General features: G+C 59.8%; 15 protein-coding genes. 7 read left to right on the forward strand and 8 right to left on the reverse strand.

Translation table 11 applies throughout. The annotated features are described in order from the left end of the window. Positions 1–110: 110 nt before the first annotated feature. Together Q1M04_RS10835 and Q1M04_RS10840 are read left to right on the forward strand one after the other, a co-directional pair. Positions 111–503, forward strand: a complete 393-nt coding sequence (locus Q1M04_RS10835) for an RNA polymerase sigma factor (RefSeq protein ID WP_300346644.1) — start codon at positions 111–113, stop codon at positions 501–503. Continuing rightward, positions 478–1,467, forward strand: coding sequence for a hypothetical protein (locus tag Q1M04_RS10840; RefSeq protein ID WP_300346642.1), 990 nt, complete (start codon positions 478–480; stop codon positions 1,465–1,467). The genes Q1M04_RS10835 and Q1M04_RS10840 overlap by 26 nt, the downstream gene beginning before the upstream one ends. Positions 1,468–1,534: 67 nt before the next feature. Here the strand turns inward: Q1M04_RS10840 and Q1M04_RS10845 are convergent, their stop codons facing one another. The 7 genes from Q1M04_RS10845 to Q1M04_RS10875 all read right to left on the reverse strand — a co-directional run bounded on the left by Q1M04_RS10845 (position 1,535) and on the right by Q1M04_RS10875 (position 10,185). Further along, the gene (locus Q1M04_RS10845; RefSeq protein WP_300346640.1) at positions 1,535–2,446 is read right to left on the reverse strand and encodes an SH3 domain-containing C40 family peptidase; all 912 of its coding nucleotides are present in this window, start codon (positions 2,444–2,446) and stop codon (positions 1,535–1,537) included. A gap of 57 nt (positions 2,447–2,503) precedes the next feature. Continuing rightward, positions 2,504–2,812: a hypothetical protein gene (locus Q1M04_RS10850; RefSeq protein WP_204789258.1), complete on the reverse strand. Its 309-nt coding sequence runs from the start codon at positions 2,810–2,812 to the stop codon at positions 2,504–2,506. Between the two features lie 220 nt (positions 2,813–3,032). Next, on the reverse strand, positions 3,033–3,278 hold the full coding sequence (locus Q1M04_RS10855) for an IreB family regulatory phosphoprotein (RefSeq protein ID WP_204789257.1): 246 nt from the start codon (positions 3,276–3,278) through the stop codon (positions 3,033–3,035). A 110-nt stretch (positions 3,279–3,388) separates the two neighbouring features. Next, on the reverse strand, positions 3,389–6,082 hold the full coding sequence (gene pheT / locus Q1M04_RS10860; protein ID WP_300346636.1) for a phenylalanine--tRNA ligase subunit beta: 2,694 nt from the start codon (positions 6,080–6,082) through the stop codon (positions 3,389–3,391). 34 nt (positions 6,083–6,116) lie between these two features. After that, the gene (gene pheS, locus Q1M04_RS10865) at positions 6,117–7,142 is read right to left on the reverse strand and encodes a phenylalanine--tRNA ligase subunit alpha (RefSeq protein WP_293278626.1); all 1,026 of its coding nucleotides are present in this window, start codon (positions 7,140–7,142) and stop codon (positions 6,117–6,119) included. Between the two features lie 33 nt (positions 7,143–7,175). Next, positions 7,176–8,072: a polysaccharide deacetylase family protein gene (locus Q1M04_RS10870; protein ID WP_300346634.1), complete on the reverse strand. Its 897-nt coding sequence runs from the start codon at positions 8,070–8,072 to the stop codon at positions 7,176–7,178. 571 nt (positions 8,073–8,643) lie between these two features. Next, positions 8,644–10,185 carry a bifunctional oligoribonuclease/PAP phosphatase NrnA gene (locus tag Q1M04_RS10875; protein ID WP_293278682.1) on the reverse strand — a complete coding sequence of 514 codons (1,542 nt, stop codon included), beginning with the start codon at positions 10,183–10,185 and terminating at the stop codon, positions 8,644–8,646. Between the two features lie 569 nt (positions 10,186–10,754). On the opposite strand from Q1M04_RS10875, the gene Q1M04_RS10880 reads away from it, so the two are divergent. From Q1M04_RS10880 to Q1M04_RS10900, 5 genes are all read left to right on the forward strand, one after another. After that, positions 10,755–11,072: a helix-turn-helix domain-containing protein gene (locus Q1M04_RS10880; RefSeq protein ID WP_293278630.1), complete on the forward strand. Its 318-nt coding sequence runs from the start codon at positions 10,755–10,757 to the stop codon at positions 11,070–11,072. Between the two features lie 37 nt (positions 11,073–11,109). Further along, positions 11,110–12,927, forward strand: a complete 1,818-nt coding sequence (locus Q1M04_RS10885; protein ID WP_300346631.1) for a recombinase family protein — start codon at positions 11,110–11,112, stop codon at positions 12,925–12,927. After that, on the forward strand, positions 12,914–13,513 hold the full coding sequence (locus Q1M04_RS10890) for an integrase (protein ID WP_295757837.1): 600 nt from the start codon (positions 12,914–12,916) through the stop codon (positions 13,511–13,513). The genes Q1M04_RS10885 and Q1M04_RS10890 overlap by 14 nt, the downstream gene beginning before the upstream one ends. A gap of 11 nt (positions 13,514–13,524) precedes the next feature. After that, positions 13,525–13,986 carry a hypothetical protein gene (locus Q1M04_RS10895; protein ID WP_300346629.1) on the forward strand — a complete coding sequence of 154 codons (462 nt, stop codon included), beginning with the start codon at positions 13,525–13,527 and terminating at the stop codon, positions 13,984–13,986. A 95-nt stretch (positions 13,987–14,081) separates the two neighbouring features. Next, positions 14,082–14,342 carry a hypothetical protein gene (locus tag Q1M04_RS10900; protein ID WP_300447730.1) on the forward strand — a complete coding sequence of 87 codons (261 nt, stop codon included), beginning with the start codon at positions 14,082–14,084 and terminating at the stop codon, positions 14,340–14,342. A 225-nt stretch (positions 14,343–14,567) separates the two neighbouring features. Here the strand turns inward: Q1M04_RS10900 and Q1M04_RS10905 are convergent, their stop codons facing one another. After that, entirely contained in the window at positions 14,568–15,500 is a 933-nt protein-coding gene (locus Q1M04_RS10905; RefSeq protein WP_300346625.1) for a C39 family peptidase, read from the reverse strand. Positions 15,501–15,600 lie beyond the last annotated feature (100 nt).

A 15,600-nucleotide genomic window follows, 5' to 3' on the forward strand; every position in this document is an offset into this window, starting at 1 on the left:
GCCCTTCGACCGGGCTGGGACTGGAAAAGCGAGGAATTCATCCCCCAATATGGCCCTTTATTGGTCGTTTCCTTTACCTTTGTCTGTTTGCCTGGCTTTTACCGGCTTTAATCAGTGCTTCCTTAAAGCTGCTGACCTGCCCGGAGCGCTTCCCGGACCCGGAGCGCCGGCGCGCGTGGGTCCTGCGTGTGACCATCAACTGCTGCAAGGATTTGAAAAAGTCCGCCTGGGCCCGGAAAAGAGTCTCTCTCGAGGCGGCGGCGGACGCGGCGGTCACCATGCCGGAAGCGGGGGAGAGCCCGGTGCTGGAGGCGGTGCTGGCCCTGCCGGAGAAGTACCGGCAAGCCGTTTACCTGCGCTATTATGAGGAATACGGAGTTGACGAAATCGCCGCCCTGCTGGGCTGCCGGCCCGCCCAGGTCAGCACCTGGCTCTACCGGGGCAAGGCGAAGCTGAGGACCATGTTAGGAGGCAGCTATGGACAAGAATGCTTTTCAGACTGAAATGAACCGGGTGGCCTTCACCCCCGCGGGGCGGGAAGCCCTGACGGAGGCGCTGATGGAGGGCGCCCCTGCCCGCCGCTCCATGGGCTGGGCCAGGCGGGGCCTGGCGGCGGCACTGGCGGCGGTGGTGCTGGCGGGCTCCGCCCTGGCGGCGGGGACGCTGTGGGAGCGCTATTTCGGGCGGCTGGATGAAACCCAGCAGGAGATCATCGGGACCCTGAGCCAGGAGCTCCCGGCGGCGGAGTCCAACGGGACCACCATGACCCCCCTGGCGGCCTTCGGGGACCAGGACTTCTACTATTTGATGCTGGAAATCCGCGCCCCGGAGGGCACGGTCCTGCCGGACTACGGCGAGGACGAGGGCTATTACCAGCTCTTCGGCGACACCCTTGAGGAGCGCTTCACCCTGACGGACAGCGCCGGGCAGGATGTGCTCTGCACCCTGGATTATACGTGGCTGAACGACGACCCAACGGACAATGTCCTCACCGCCGCCATCCGCCTCTGGTCCCTGGAGGGTACGGACCTTTGCGACGGGGCGGACAAGATTCTCCACATTCCCGGCCTCTGGGTCCAGAGCCCGGACAAAATCTACACGCCCGTTCTCACCGGCGGCTGGGACTTCAACATCGGGGCTCACTCCGGCGGCGTCGAGAGCCTGACACCGGACGTGGCCGGAGTGACGGTGGAGGACGCGGACTGCGGGACCATGACCATGGAGTATCTGCGGCTGTCCCCCCTGGGGATGCGGATTCGCCATAGCTGGTCGGAACCCAAGGAAGGGATTTACCCCGGCGCGGCCCTCTCCGTGGTAATGGAGGATGGGAGCGAGGTCTTTCTGAAGGATACCGTGGGGAGCGGCGGCGAGAACTGGAACGAGGAATTCGGCCCCTTCGAGGTTCCCGTCGACCTCGGCAAGGCCGTGGCCGTCCGCTGGGGCACGGCGGAGATTCCCTTGCGTTGAATCACAGGGCAGACGCGAAAAAGAGACACGGCGTAAAGCCGTGTCTCTTTTATGCTCTGAAAGGAAATCAGATATGAATGCCGCCCACGAAGTATGTATTGTAGTAGCCGTCGGTCAAGTCGGAGTAAATCACGCCGCCGCTCCGGGAGGAGGAGGAGTGAATCATCTGGCCGCCGCCGATGTAGATGCCCGCGTGGGAGCAGGCCTTGCCGGCGTTCCGGGCGGGGTCGTTGAAGAACACCAGGTCGCCGGGCTGGAGCTCGCCCAGGCTGTACACCCGGGTGCCCAGGCCGCTTTGCCACTGGCCGGTGGCCGTGTGGGGCAGGGAGACGCCGAACTGCTTGTACACATACATGGTAAAGCCGGAGCAGTCGAAGCCGCCGGGGGCCGCGCCGCCGTAAGCGTACCGGGTGCCCAGGTACTGCCGGGCAAAGTCCACGATGCTGCTGTCGCCCGCGCTGGCGCCGGGGGTGAGGGGGGTCTCGTTGGTCAGGCTGATATAGTCGCTGCGGACCCAGCCTTCGCCGTATGTACCGGTAATGTGATACCAGCCGTTTTCAATGCCGGTGACCGTGACGCCGGAGCCCAGGCCCAGGTTGTTCACGATTTCGCTGTCGATGTTGGACTCGGCCCGGACGTTGACGCCCCGGGCGTTGATCCGGCCGTAGTACTCGAACTCGGTTTCCTCGCTCATGGTGAAGAAATCGGCGGAGACGTATCCGTCGTCCCCGTTGTGGGCCACATGGTACCATCCGTCGGCCTCGCCCAGCACGGCGATAATCCAGTCCTTGTCCAGCATGGTGATGACGGAGGCGTCCAGGGATGGGTTGGAGCGGAGGCGGAGGGAGGAGCCGGTGGTTTTGCCGATGCCCACCACCAGGGGGTCTCCTTCAGCGGCGAAAGCCGTCAGCGTCAGGCAGAGCATGGTCATCAGGGTAAGCGCCAGAACCTTGGCGGCTTTTCCAGCAAGTCGATTCATAAGTGGTTGCTTCCTTTCTCGTATCTTTTGTAAAACGGTTGGGGTAAGCGGCCGGCTTTATTTCTCCTTGCCTGCCAAGGCCCGGTTCAGCCAGACGGTGGCGATGTCCATCGCCGCGTAGAGGCTGTCCTTTTCGCTTTTCTTCACCACTCGGTCCCGGGATTTCAGATCCGGGTCCGTGAGCTGAAGCTGGATGGAAACCTTGGAGGCCAGGTCCAGGTCCTGCTCCTTCTTTGTCTCCAATACCTGCATCATGATGATATATTTTTCAGCCATCGTGCCGTAGTAGATTAAGTTTCCTGTCCGGCGGAGCGGATGGCCCTTATATACAAGGCCCTCGGTTTTGCTGTTCTTGCTTCCAGCCATAAAAACCTCCCTCAAAAATTTTGTAACCAAATTGTAACATCTTTTTCCCGTTTTGTCAACAATGGAATCTGAGCAATCTGACGAAAAAGAACCAAGCGCTTTAGATATATCTGACAAAAAACGCAAAAATCCCGTGGAACATGGCCTCCCACTTGGGGAGCGGCAGGCCGTGTTCCACGGGATGCGCGTCGAAATTAATGACAATTTGTAACTCTTTTTGTTACTGACCCAGATACTTCCGCACCAGCACCTGCAGCAGCTCGTCCCGGTCAATCTTGCGGATCAGGGTCCGGGCGTTGTTGTGGTTGGTGATATAGGTGGGGTCCTCGGACAGGATATAGCCCACGATTTGATTGATGGGGTTATAGCCCTTCTCCTCCAGGGATTTGTAAACGGTGGAGAGAATCTGATGAATCTCCTCGTCCTTTTCCAAAGCGAGACTGAACTTTCTGGTGAAATCGTCCATAGGTACACCACCTTCCTTTCTGGTCACGTTCTAGTATACTCGATTTTTTCCGGACTGTAAAGGGTTTCGGCGGGAATTTTACGAAAGATTTTTACTGGAAGCCCTCCGGCTCAGCGCAGGACGGAGTCCAGCTCCTTCGCCAGCAGCTCCAGAATGCCTTTCACATCCTCGTCGGCCTCCTGGGAGGTGAGGCTGCGGTCGTCGGCCCGGAGCTCCAGATTGAAGGCCACGCTCTTCTTTCCCTCGGGCACGCCCTTGCCGGTGTAGACGTCGAAGAGATGGACGCCCTTCAAAAGTCCCTTGGCCCCCCGGCAGATGCACTCCTCCAGCTTGCCCACGGGGAGGCACTTGTCGCAGACCAGGGCAATGTCCCGGGTGACGGCGGGGAAGCGGGGCAGGGGCTCATAGACCGGCGTGCCGCCCATGCCTTCAAAGAGGGCGCTGAAGTCCAGCTCCGCGGCGTAGAGCTCGCAGTCCACGCCGTAGTTTTCCGCCACGGCGGGGTGAATCTGGCCCAGGGTGCCCAGGAGGCGCTCTCCCCGGCAGACCCTGGCACAGCGGCCCGGGTGATAGGAGGGGTTGGCGGTTTCCGCCTCGAAGCGGAAGCCCTCAATCCGCAGGCCCTCCAGCACGGCCTCCACGGCTCCCTTCATCCCGAAGAAGTCCATGCCGCAGCCATAGGCCCCCAGGGACAGCACCTTGGGCTCGTCAGCCATGCCGGAGCCGTCGTTTTTGGGGAAGTAGGTCCGGCCCAGCTCATAGAGCCGGACGGCTTTGCTGCGGTAGTGGCAGTTCCGGGCCAGGATTTCCAGCATGGAGGGCAGGGTGGTGGTGCGCATGATGGAGGTATCCTCCCCCAGGGGATTCAGGATCTTCATGGAGTTACGGAGGGGGGAGTCCGCCGGGAGGTTGATTTTGTCATAGCAGGCGGGGCTGATGAAGGAATAGGTGATGATCTCGCTGTACCCCATTCCCCGGCAGAGGGCCCCGGCGGCGTTCTCCGCCTGCTGGACAGGATTCCAGCCCCGGCGCTCGTTCAGCCCGGCGGAGAGGGTGTTGGGGATGTTGTTGTAGCCGTAGAACCGGGCGGCCTCCTCGGCGATGTCGGACCAGTGCTCCACGTCGGACCGCCAGGAGGGCACGGTGATAACGTCTCCCTCCAGGCCGAAGCCCAGGGCGGCCAGCGTCTTCCGGGTGTCCTCCTCGGGGATGTCCACCCCCAGGAAGCGGTTCATTTTCTCCGGCTCGAACTTTACCGTGACGGGGTTGGGGACGTAGTTCAGGATGTCAATGACGCCGTCCACCACCTCTCCGGCCCCCAGCAGCTCCACCAGCTCGCAGGCCCGGTTCACGGCGGGGAGGGTGTTGAGGATATCCAGGCCCTTTTCAAACTTGGCGGAGGCCTCCGTCCGCATTCCCAAGGCCAGGGCGGTTTTGCGGATGCAGCTGCCCTCGAAGTTGGCGGATTCAAAGACCACGTCCACGGTGTCTCCCACAATCTCGCTGTTCAGTCCGCCCATGACGCCCGCCAGGCCCACGGCCCGGGTGTCGTCGGCAATGACCAGCATATCGGGGGTCAGCTTCCGGACGTTCCCGTCCAGGGTGGTGAGCTCCTCCCCGGCCCGGGCCCGGCGGACCACGATTTTCCCGCCCTTGACATAGCGGTAGTCAAAGGCGTGCATGGGCTGGCCGTATTCCAGCATCACATAGTTGGTGATGTCCACAATGTTATTGATAGGCCGGACGCCGCTGGAGCGGAGCCGCTCCCGCATCCACTTGGGGGAGGGGCCGATCTTCACGTTCCGCACCATCCGGGCGGTGTATCGGGGACAGAGGTCCGGGTCCGGGGTCTCTACGTCCAGCAGGTCCGGGAGGGCGCCCTCCGCTCCGCCCTTAACCTCCGGGTCGTGGAGCTGGAGGGGCTTGCCGAAGGTGACCGCCGCCTCCCGGGCCAGGCCGATGACGCTGAGGCAGTCCGGGCGGTTGGGGGTGATTTCAAATTCCACCACATGGTCGTCCGCGCCGATGACGGGGCGGATGTCGTCCCCGGGCTTGCAGTCCTCGCGGAGGACAAAGATGCCGTTGGGGATGCAGTGGGGGAACTCCCTCTGTTCCGCGTGGAGGTCTTCCAGGGTGCAGATATGCTCCCGCGTCATATCCAGGGCCACGGTGTCGCAGGCGTGGATATTGGGGCAGCTGGTCCCAATTTTGTGGGTCCGCCCGCCGCTGTCGCACTCTACAAGGAAGCGTCCATTGCCATCGGGAAGAACCTCTGTGACAAATGCGGCTTTCACATCCCCGAAGATTTTGTATCCGGGGATAACGTCCTTGGGAATCGATGGCTTCTCCGGGTCGATGGGCTTGTAGTCGTTCAGCAGGGCGGCGGCCTCGATGACGGCGTAGGGGAAGTCCCGCTCGTCCAGGTTCAGCTCCTTCAAAGAGCAGAGCATCCCCTTGGACTTCACGCCCCGGAGATTGCCCCGGGTGATGTGCTTGCCGCCGGGAAGCCAGGAATTGTCCTTGGCCACGGGGACCAGGTCCCCCTCATGGATGTTCCAGGCCCCGGTGACGATCTGGACGGGCTCGTCCTGGCCGGCGTCGATTTGGCAGACCCACATGTGGTCGCTGTCCGGGTGGCGCTCCATTTTGTCGATGCGGCCCACCACCACGTTTTTGATCTCGGCCCCCAGGTCCTCGGTGACCTCCACCTTGGAGCCGGAGATGGTCATGGCCTCGGCGAAGTCCCGGTCGCTGACCGGGCCCACGTCTACGAATTCTTGTAACCATTTACGGGATAGCTTCATAGCTGATAACTCCTCATTTTCATTTAGCGGTGGGTTAGAATTGTTCTAAGAACCGGATATCGTTTTCGAAAATCAGCCGCATGTCGCTGATTTTATAGCGCCCCAGGGCCAGGCGCTCCAGCCCCATGCCGAAGGCAAAGCCGGAGTACTCCTCCGGGTCGATGCCGCAGCCCCGCAGGACCTTGGGGTGGACCATGCCCGCCCCCAGGATCTCAATCCAGCCCTCGCCCTTGCAGGTGGGGCAGCCCTTTCCGCCGCACTTGTAGCACTGGATGTCCACCTCGCAGCTGGGCTCCGTGAAGGGGAAGTGGTGGGGGCGGAAGCGGGTGACGGTCTCCGGGCCGTAGATTTCCCGGATGACGGCGTTCAGCGTCCCCTTGAGGTCCGCCATGGTGATGCCCTTGTCCACCACCAATCCCTCGATCTGGTGGAACATGGGGGAGTGGGTGGCGTCCACCTCGTCCTTGCGGTACACCCGCCCAGCGGAGATCATGCGGATGGGCACACCGTAGCCCTCCATGGCCCGAATCTGCATGGGGGAGGTCTGGGAGCGGAGGAGGACGGAGGAGTCCTCCGTCAAATAGAAGGTGTCCGTCCAGTCCCGGGAGGGGTGGTTTTCCGGGGCGTTGAGCTTGGTGAAGTTGTAATCCGCCTGCTCGATTTCCGGGCCGTCCATGATCTCAAAGCCCATGTTCAGGAAAATCTCCTTCATCTCGTCCAGCACGGAATACATGGGGTGCTTATGGCCCATGGGGGGCTTCTTCCCGGGGATGGTCACGTCCACGGCCTCCGCCGCCAGCCGGGCCTCCAAAGCCTTTTGGGAGAGGATGCCGGACTGGCGCTCAATAGCGGTTTCCAGGCTGGCCCGGACGTCGTTGGCCAGCTGGCCCATGACGGGCCGCAGCTCGGCGGAGAGGCCCCCCATCTGCTTCAAGACGGCGGTGAGCTCGCCTTTTTTGCCCAGGTACTTGACCCGGAGGGCCTCCAGCCCGGCGGTCTCCTGGGCGGCGGCAATGGCCTCCAGGGCCCCCTTGCGGATGGCTTCCAACTGTTCTTTCATAGACTGCTACTCCTTTTCTTGGATGTGGTTGGCTTACGTGTTTTTCAGCAGCGCCGCGAGGGAGCGCTCCATGGTGACGGTGAAGCGGGGCAGCTGGTGGAGCCCCTTGGAGAGGTTCGCGGCGTATTTGCCCGGCCCCGTCACCACCGTCAGGGGGAAGAGGCCCTCCAGATAGGCGTCGGCGTCCGGGTCCGTCTTGCCGAAGGGATAGGCGAAAAAGGTGGGCGGGGCTCCGGTCTCCTGGGCGATGCGGTCAAAGCTGTACCGGAGGTCGTCCAGGACCCGGCAGTAGAAATCGCTGCCGCTCTCCCCCTTGCGCCGCTGGACACCGTTGGCCTGGCCGGGGACGAAGTTCCCCATGCGCCCGTCCAGGTTGTGGATGGCGTAGCCGTGGGAGCCGATTTCCACCAGGCCGGAGGCGGTCATCTCCCGGCACATGTCCCAGGTGAGGAAGTTCCCCCCGGGGTTGTCCTGCATATAGGCCATGACGGCAATGGCGGCCTTGGTCTGGTATTTTTGAAGGAGGGGATAGGCAAGGTCGTAGTTGCTGCGGTAACCGTCGTCAAAGGTGATAAGGACGGGCTTTTCCGGCAGGGGCTCACCCGCCGCCAGCTCCCGGGGGAGGACGGATTCATAGCCGCTCTCCGCCAGCCACTGGAGGTCCCGCTCCAGCCGCCCCTCGGTGACGGTCATCTCGTTGCACTCCTGCCAGTCGTGGACCACATGGTGGTACATCAGCACCGGCAGATGGAGCTCATAGGTTACCGGCGCGCCCTCCGGCGAGGAGGGATAGACCTTGGGAACCTCCGGGACGGCGGCCTGCCGGATCTGAATGGCGGGCGGCTCCGGGACGGCGGCAAGGACGGCGGCGGGGGAGAAGGGAGCGGACAGCACCAGGGACGCCGCCAGCGCCAGGGGAAGGGAATACATGGCAGTCAGATCCTTTCTCAAAAAAGTCAAGGGGAGAGGGCAAAAGAAAAAACCCTCCGCCCCAGAATCATGGGACGAAAGGCAAGCCCTTCCGCGGTACCACCCAAATTCGCGCCATGCGGCGCGCTCTCGAGGCCCCGGTAACGGAGGGCGGACCGGCCGTGTCTCCACGGCGGCTCCCGGGCGAACCAAACGGCGCGTCGCGGAGGGGCTTGCAGCCGGCGGCCCTTCCTCTCTTGGCGAGGCGTGATCGTTATTTTCCCGTTCATTGCGGATTTGTGATGTTACCTATTATTTATAGCACAGGGGGTGGAGAAATGCAAGAGGGAAGTTTTCGATATTTTTCGCGGCGTGCTCAAGGGCAAGGGAGCGGTTGAAAATCCCGCTTCCTTTTTTCTCATTATTTCCGGAAACTGCTCTAAGTCAAAAACAAAGGCCCGCTCCAAAACCGGAACGGGCCTTTGCCTTTGTCTATTCAAAATGCTTCCATGCGTCCGCCCCGTTTCCCGCCTGGACCGCGGCACTCCGCCGGGCGCCGCCGGGAAGAAGCGCGGGGCCTTCCGCCTTCGGCTTACTCCACCCGCTCATAGGACTGCTCAAAAACCGTCCTCGGGATAACGTACGCGTTCTGGTGGTCGTCCTCCTGGCAGACCAGCCAGTCCCCAATTTCGCCCAAATGCCAGTCTCCCCACACAAGGACCTCCAGCCGGCAGTTCAGCTGGGCGGCCCAGATGCGGGGGCTGTCCTTGGCCACGCACTTTTTGGCGCAGGGAGCCAGCAGCATCGCCTCTTTTTTGCCAGCGTGGTACGCCTTGGGCTGCCACAGCCATTCTCCGTCCATGGGAAATTCCTCGTCCGTCAGCTCATAATCTCTCCGCAGAGTCTCTTCCGTGATGTAAGAAACTTCGTGCCTCTCGTCAATCAGGATGCAGAGCTCGGGGGCGGCTTTCTTGATGATATCGCCCTCCGGCGTGCGGAGAAGAATCTCCGTTCCCTCCGGGAACATGTCCATGGTCCGCACATAACCGGCAAGCGCCTTTTTCTTGTGGTAAAGCTCCGCCTTCTCTTTGCAGAACTCCTCCGCCCGCGCGGGCTCATACTCCTCCGCCCTGGGGGCGAGCCGCTTGAGGGGGGTGTGGAAATAGTCGGTCAGCCGCTGGAAAATCAGTTCTCCGGCCGTATAGAGCAGATTGCCGTCCGGGCAGTTCTTTTCCAGCAAAGCAAGCGGCAGCCGTCCCGCGGCTTTGGTCCGGTCGCCGCCGCCGTCGTTCCCCATGTCCCGGACAAGCCAGTGCACCACTTCATCCGCCCGGTCCCTGCGCTTGCAGCAGCGCACGGAAACCTTGACGCACCGCTCTCTTTCCAGCAGGCAATAGGCGACGCACACGGAAAGCTCATGGACGTCCATCATCATGTCGCTGACGATGCCCAGCATGTACGGCTCGGAGGTGTTCACCGGGGCCAGGGCAAAATGGTAGTCCGGATGGTAGCGCAGATTCATAAAGGCGCTGCCTGCGATCCGGAAGTCATCCAGGGCAAGGGCCGCGCTCTGGAGCAGGAGAATGATGTCCCAATCGAACCGCAGGGCGTCCAGCATTTCCCGGTCCAGCTTCTCGGTGCCCTTGAACTTCTGGGTATCCATGTACAGGCCGTAGTACAAAGCGGTGGACAGCAGGCGGTCCTCAATGGGGAACCCGGCCTTTTTCAGCATGGCCCATATCACGGTGACGCAGGCGCTGCAGTCCTGCCGCACCTCCTGCAGCTCCGGCAGGACCTCTCCCATGTCAAGCTCATGGTGGTCAATGACCGCGAGAGTCTGGCAGGGCAGCGCCGATACGTTGCGCTGTCCGGCCCTGCAGTCCACCGTAACCAAAAGCTCGGCCTCGCCGTCCATCCCCCGCAGGTGTTCCAGGGGGATGTTCAGCTTCTCAATCATCAAAAGCAGATTGTTTTTCGTGACCTTCCGTCCGCCGCTGTATACCAGCCGGGGGGACTTCCCCTTGCTCTGCAAGTATTTCAGCAGCGCGTAGCCGCTGGCGATGGCGTCCGCGTCCGGGTCATCATGGCATTGGATTACAATATTTTCATAGCGCAGTAAATCTTCTAATGTCATCAAACCGTACCTCCTCGTCAACTTTTGGCGCCGTCTCAAACAACACCGCGCCTCTTTGTTGCACAGCAGCAAAAAGGGCCCTTCCCCTATCCATACCGGCTGGCGCTTCTCATTATATCCGCCGTTGTCTCTTTTTTCAATACATACTTTTCAAGTTTATAAAAACGGAAGGTTTTACAGCGCAAACAGACAGCCGCGCAAGCCGGCCCGGCGTTTCCGCGCTTACAGGCGGCCGGTCAATCCGGCTGCTCCGGAGGAGGCCCTTTCTCCGCCTGTGTACAGCCCGGACCTGAATCCCATTGAAAAACTTTGGTCTAGAGAGTTCCCAGAAATCATGAGAAAAAAGGAAGCGAGGGCAGGGAGCGCAGGGCAAGGCGGAGGACGAAGACGGGCCGACGCCCGTCAAGGACGGCAATGCGGCCCTGCGATTCCTGGACCGCTGAACGTTTCTCTTTATTTTTAGGTGCGGCTCTAGAACGTGGAAAAGGTTACAAAGCGCCGCAGGAATGTGACCAACCGTCACCATTTTACTGATATAATCTTTCTTATTCAGCAGGGTGGTGTAAATTGTGATATATTGTCTTCCCGAAAGGCTCAAAAGGCTCCGGCAGTCCATGCACCTTTCACAAAAGCAGCTGGCGCGTCTGCTGAGAGTGGACAGAAGTACCATTTCCTCCTACGAAAGTAGTATCCGCCAGCCTCCGCTGGACACACTTTCCCGGATCGCCGACGTATTTGGCGTAAGCACGGACTATCTTTTGGGGAGGGCAAGCAATCTCTCCTTTGACATATTTGACCTCACCGGAGAGGATACGGCTTTGCTTTACAACATGGCCTCCAAGCTAACGGAGAAGAACCGCAGGATTCGCCAATTAGAAGAACCGTAAATTCAACAGCCGGGAATTTGAAAAAGGAGGTGCTTTCATGCCCATCCACGATAGGGAAGAACCGGGAAAGCCGGATCAAAGCGAAGACGGCGGCAAAGTGTTCATACCCGCTAAACCCAAAGTCCATTTTGACGACCCGGCGCAAATCTTCAGAGTGTGCGCCTACTGCCGCGTCTCAACAGACAGCGAGGAACAGCTTTCCTCCTTTGAACTCCAGCAGGCGCATTACCGCCAGCTGGCGAAGGAGCGGCCCAACTGGGATTTAAGGCACGTCTATGCGGACGAGGGCATCTCCGGTACATCCCTGAAAAACCGCGCGGAATTCAATGCCATGATCGCCGCCTGCGAGAGGGGTGAATACGACCTGATCGTGACAAAAAGCGTTTCCCGCTTTGCGCGAAATCTGGTGGACTGTATCTCCCTGATTCGCAAGCTTAAGAATCTCTCCCCTCCGGTGGGTGTGTTTTTTGAGACGGATCACCTGAACACGCTGGGGAAAGACTCTGAATTGATGCTGACCTTTCTCGCCTCCATTGCCCAGGAGGAATCCATTAAAAAGCGGGAAGCCATGGTCTGGTCCCTGGCCCAGAGGTTTAAGGACCGCAAGCTGCTGACGCCCCCGCCGCTGGGCTATGACCGGCAGAGGGACGCCGCCGGAAACTATATCAAATACGCGCCCCTTGTGGTCAACGAAGCAGAGGCCAAAGTGGTCCGCTTTATTTTCGACGCATATCTCCACGGCTGGTCCCAGGCGGATATCGCAGATTTTCTGACGGATATCGGCTGCCGGACAAAAACCGGGAGCACGGGCTGGAACAGCGGCTCCATCGGCTACATTCTCACAAATGAGCGGTACTGCGGCGACGTCCTGACCTGGAAAACCTTTACCTCGGATTTGTTTGAGCACAAGCGCAGAAAGAACCGGCAGGACCTGGACCAGTACCACTATCTGGGCCAGCATGAGGCCATCGTCTCGCGGGAGACGTTTGAGATGGTGCAGGCGCTTCTTCAAAACCGAAAGCACCATATCCGCGGCGGACTGCCCAGCCTTCAGGTCATAGACGGCGGAGTTTTCCGCGGATTCGTTCCCATCAACCACCACTGGGTCAACGACGATCCCGGACTTTACTACGATGCATCCAACAGCGTCAAGGGACCGGATCGGAAAAACCGGGTGCGGAAAAGCACGTTTTCCGCCTTTGATCTGGAGGGCTATCAGGTCGTCCGAAGCCAATTTTTGCAGGCCCGGTATGAGGGCCCGGCAATGACGGTCTCCAGGGACCGGATCACCTTCAATCTTTTCTGCATGAGACGGTTTGCGGATATCGCTTATATTCAATTGCTTCTCCATCCTTCCGAGCGGAAAATCGCCATCAGGCCCTGCGGCAGGGACGCGGTCCACTGCGTCAAATGGCGTTCCGACGCCGCTAAGCCGCTGTACCCGAAGGCGCTGTGCTGCCGGCACTTCGGCGCGGCGCTTTTCGGCATCATGGAGTGGGACCCGGACCTGCTTTACCGGGTCCGGGGGACCTGGATACGGCGCAGCGACGGTCAGATCATCCTGTTCAACCTGGAAAACGCCGTATCCGTGCTGCTTGCGCCAGCGGAGGACGCAGGAAAGAAACGGATTGAACTGCTCCCGGAGCAATGGGAACATGGCTTCGGCGAGGAATTCTATGGCCATATTGTAGAAAATGATATTTTCTACATGGCGAAAAGCGCGGCCTGGCAGTCCCACAGGCCCAGCGTCCCGGCTCCCGGTATGGCGCAGTACGGCGGTTCGACGGAAGAGGAGCTGCAAGCCATGATGGAAACACTCACAAGAGAGGCGGCTGCCGGTCATGCTGGAACGTAGTCAATTGGACGATATTTTTTCGAGCGCAAAGCCGGTGGACGGAGAGGAACCGGAAGCCGTGGCGGACCTGGCTGGATATCAGGTAACCAGGGCGGAGCTTTTCTCACACACCTACGAGCCGGCCATTACCATCTGGCCAACCCGGATCAAGTTCAATATGGCCTGCTTGCGGAGGTTTCCGGGTGTGACCCATATTCAAATTCTAATTCACCCGGAACAGCGGCGTTTGATTATACGCCCCTGTCTCCCCGACGCGCCGGACTCTCTGCGGTGGGCGAAAGGCGGGGGAGAAAAAGAGCTCTCTAACCGGGACATGCTGTGCAGAATCTTCGCGGCAAAGGTCTTTGACTTGATGAAATGGGATTCGGAATACCGCTATAAAATGCTGGGCAGACCCGCTGTTTATCAGGAGGAAATGCTGTTTTTGTTCAAGCTGACGGATTTTGAACTGTTTATGGGCGGGAAAAAGCGGCGGTCCTATCTTCCGGGAGAGTGGCGGGATTACTTTGGAGCCCCGGTGGAATCTCACGAAGAGCAATACAAAATCGATCTTGCGGACGGCTACATCACAACGGACAGAGTATAGGAGGTATACCGATGACAGCGGTTCCTTTCAGCAATGAGATTGAGGAAATATCCATGGATGGGTTTCAGGTGGTCAGCGGGGAGTATTTTACCCGCAGAGTCGCCTATTTTTCCCCGACATGCACCATCTGGAGCGCAGGAATCACCTTTAACAAGGTGGCCCTGACGGCGCTGAACAATTGTGAGCGGGTGCGCATTGAAATCCATCCTCAGAAGAAGAGCGTCCTGCTTGTGCCGGTGACACTCAAGGATAAGGATGGTATTCCCTGGAGGAAGAACATCAAAGATTACGCACCCCGGCGCATGGAGTGCGTCAAGTTTTCTTCAAAGCTTTACGAAATGTGGGGCTGGGATACCGGCTGTGTCTATAGGACGGCAGGGCGTATCGTGACAGTGGACAACAAGGTCATGCTGCTTTTTAATTTCAGCTCTCCGGAGCAGTGGAGAGGCAAAGAGAAAAAAATGGAGAAATGAACGGCGTCCATATCTCGTTTTATCTGAAGACAAGCCGAATCCACATTTTCACGGAAACGCTCCGGCTCATTGGATGCCCTAAGCGGATATGCTTTTTGATTTCCGCGGATGGACAGGCGCTGCTGATCCGTGCCCACGAAAACAGGGACCTCAAATCCCACAAGGTCCCGCAGGATGTGTACGATGGCAGGCGGTCCTTTGAAATCTCCAGCTGGAAGCTGTGCAAAATTCTGGCCGATCTCCACAGCTGGGATCTGAAACACTCTTACCGTATTCCCGGCGTACTGATGCGGGATCGGCGCTCGGTACGGTTTTCTTTGGCGAAGGCGGAGGTGATTGGTAAGGAATCATCTTGAGCGCCCGCTATCTCATTACGCCGGACGGAGGGAATCCGTCCGGCATTTTTTGTCCCCCAAGCATATTCATGAAGGGAGGTGGTGCGATTTGGAAAGCGCACGCCCCGGGGACCGAGCGGGGGGGCGGGCAGACGGTTCATTTCCATGGTGTTCGTTCCTTTCCTGATGTTCTCAATCGTACAGGACGGCGGTCTTTCGCTTCCGGTTCATAAGTTCCCTCCCCCTTTACACGGCACGGAAGGCCCACAAATTGCTGATCTGGGGTTCCAGCGTCTCATAATCCCAGAGCATGCTGCTTCGCTCGGCGCTGTTGGGGTCGTTGACGGTAAACTGCCCGTCCCGCATCCCGGTGATAACGATGAAGTGCCCGCTGGTGGTAAAATCCCCGGGGCCCACCACGCAGATGATGGGACGGCCCTCCCGCAGGGCGCTCTCCATCCTGGACTTCATCAGGGGCAGCTCCTCCCCCTCCAAGCCGAAGTGGGAAGCCCCCCGGCTCATGAGGCTCCAGGACGTTCCCGCGCCGTAGACATAATAGCCCTCCTGGCCGGCGTATTGGGCCACGGCATAGGGCGTGACCGTATTGTCCCCCGTCAGCCCGGCCGCCACCATGGAAAGACACGCCGGTCCGCAGCCGCTGACCGCCACGGAGCTGGCCCCGTAAGCCCCATAGCCCCAGCGCTGGTCGTACTGGAGCAGGAGCGGGATCTCCCCGACCTCCACCTCGCCGATGGTGTCGGCAAATACCCGCCCCTGCTTCTCCGGGTATTCCAGAACAAAGTCCAGCATATCCAGATTCCGGGACAGCATGTGCAGCAAATCCTCCGGGTAGTCCTGACAGCGGTCGATCACGTTCTGCACCCGCTCATCCTGAACCGCCAGATCCCGCAGGGCCTGTAAGGTCTCATCGTCCAGAGGAGCCTGGATGACTTCCGCCTGCCCGCTGCCCGCCGGTTCGGCCCCTTGATAGGCCGAGCCGGTGGGCGGGGGGGAGATCCGACGGAACGTGGAGATCATCTCCCGCCCCAGAACAATCAGCCCGGCAATGGCCAGCACCCACACAACGGCCTGAAGGAACCGTGCCCTCCGAATCTGTTTGCGCCGCCGCTCCCGGCGGAGGGCCTGCCGGCTTTCAAAATCAATCACTCGTTCTTCCATCGTAAGCATTCCTTTCTTGTATTCTTTGGTAAATGGAAAAGCGCCTCTGTTGGGTTTGATTCTATCAGACAGAGGCGCCGCATGCTTTAAGATGGTATTG

The sequence above is a fragment of the uncultured Oscillibacter sp. genome, assembly GCF_950073225.1.
GTDB lineage: Bacteria > Bacillota > Clostridia > Oscillospirales > Oscillospiraceae > Oscillibacter.

Excerpts from the sequence above, each read along its gene's own strand:
- Q1M04_RS10840 (WP_300346642.1), top strand. The coding sequence starts at position 478 with ATGGACAAGAATGCTTTTCAGACTGAAATGAACCGGGTGGCCTTCACC.
- Q1M04_RS10845 (WP_300346640.1), bottom strand. The coding sequence starts at position 2,446 with ATGAATCGACTTGCTGGAAAAGCCGCCAAGGTTCTGGCGCTTACCCTG.
- Q1M04_RS10850 (WP_204789258.1), bottom strand. The coding sequence starts at position 2,812 with ATGGCTGGAAGCAAGAACAGCAAAACCGAGGGCCTTGTATATAAGGGC.
- Q1M04_RS10855 (WP_204789257.1), bottom strand. The coding sequence starts at position 3,278 with ATGGACGATTTCACCAGAAAGTTCAGTCTCGCTTTGGAAAAGGACGAG.
- pheT (WP_300346636.1), bottom strand. The coding sequence starts at position 6,082 with ATGAAGCTATCCCGTAAATGGTTACAAGAATTCGTAGACGTGGGCCCG.
- pheS (WP_293278626.1), bottom strand. The coding sequence starts at position 7,142 with ATGAAAGAACAGTTGGAAGCCATCCGCAAGGGGGCCCTGGAGGCCATT.
- Q1M04_RS10870 (WP_300346634.1), bottom strand. The coding sequence starts at position 8,072 with ATGTATTCCCTTCCCCTGGCGCTGGCGGCGTCCCTGGTGCTGTCCGCT.
- Q1M04_RS10875 (WP_293278682.1), bottom strand. The coding sequence starts at position 10,185 with ATGACATTAGAAGATTTACTGCGCTATGAAAATATTGTAATCCAATGC.
- Q1M04_RS10885 (WP_300346631.1), top strand. The coding sequence starts at position 11,110 with ATGCCCATCCACGATAGGGAAGAACCGGGAAAGCCGGATCAAAGCGAA.
- Q1M04_RS10890 (WP_295757837.1), top strand. The coding sequence starts at position 12,914 with ATGCTGGAACGTAGTCAATTGGACGATATTTTTTCGAGCGCAAAGCCG.
- Q1M04_RS10895 (WP_300346629.1), top strand. The coding sequence starts at position 13,525 with ATGACAGCGGTTCCTTTCAGCAATGAGATTGAGGAAATATCCATGGAT.
- Q1M04_RS10905 (WP_300346625.1), bottom strand. The coding sequence starts at position 15,500 with ATGGAAGAACGAGTGATTGATTTTGAAAGCCGGCAGGCCCTCCGCCGG.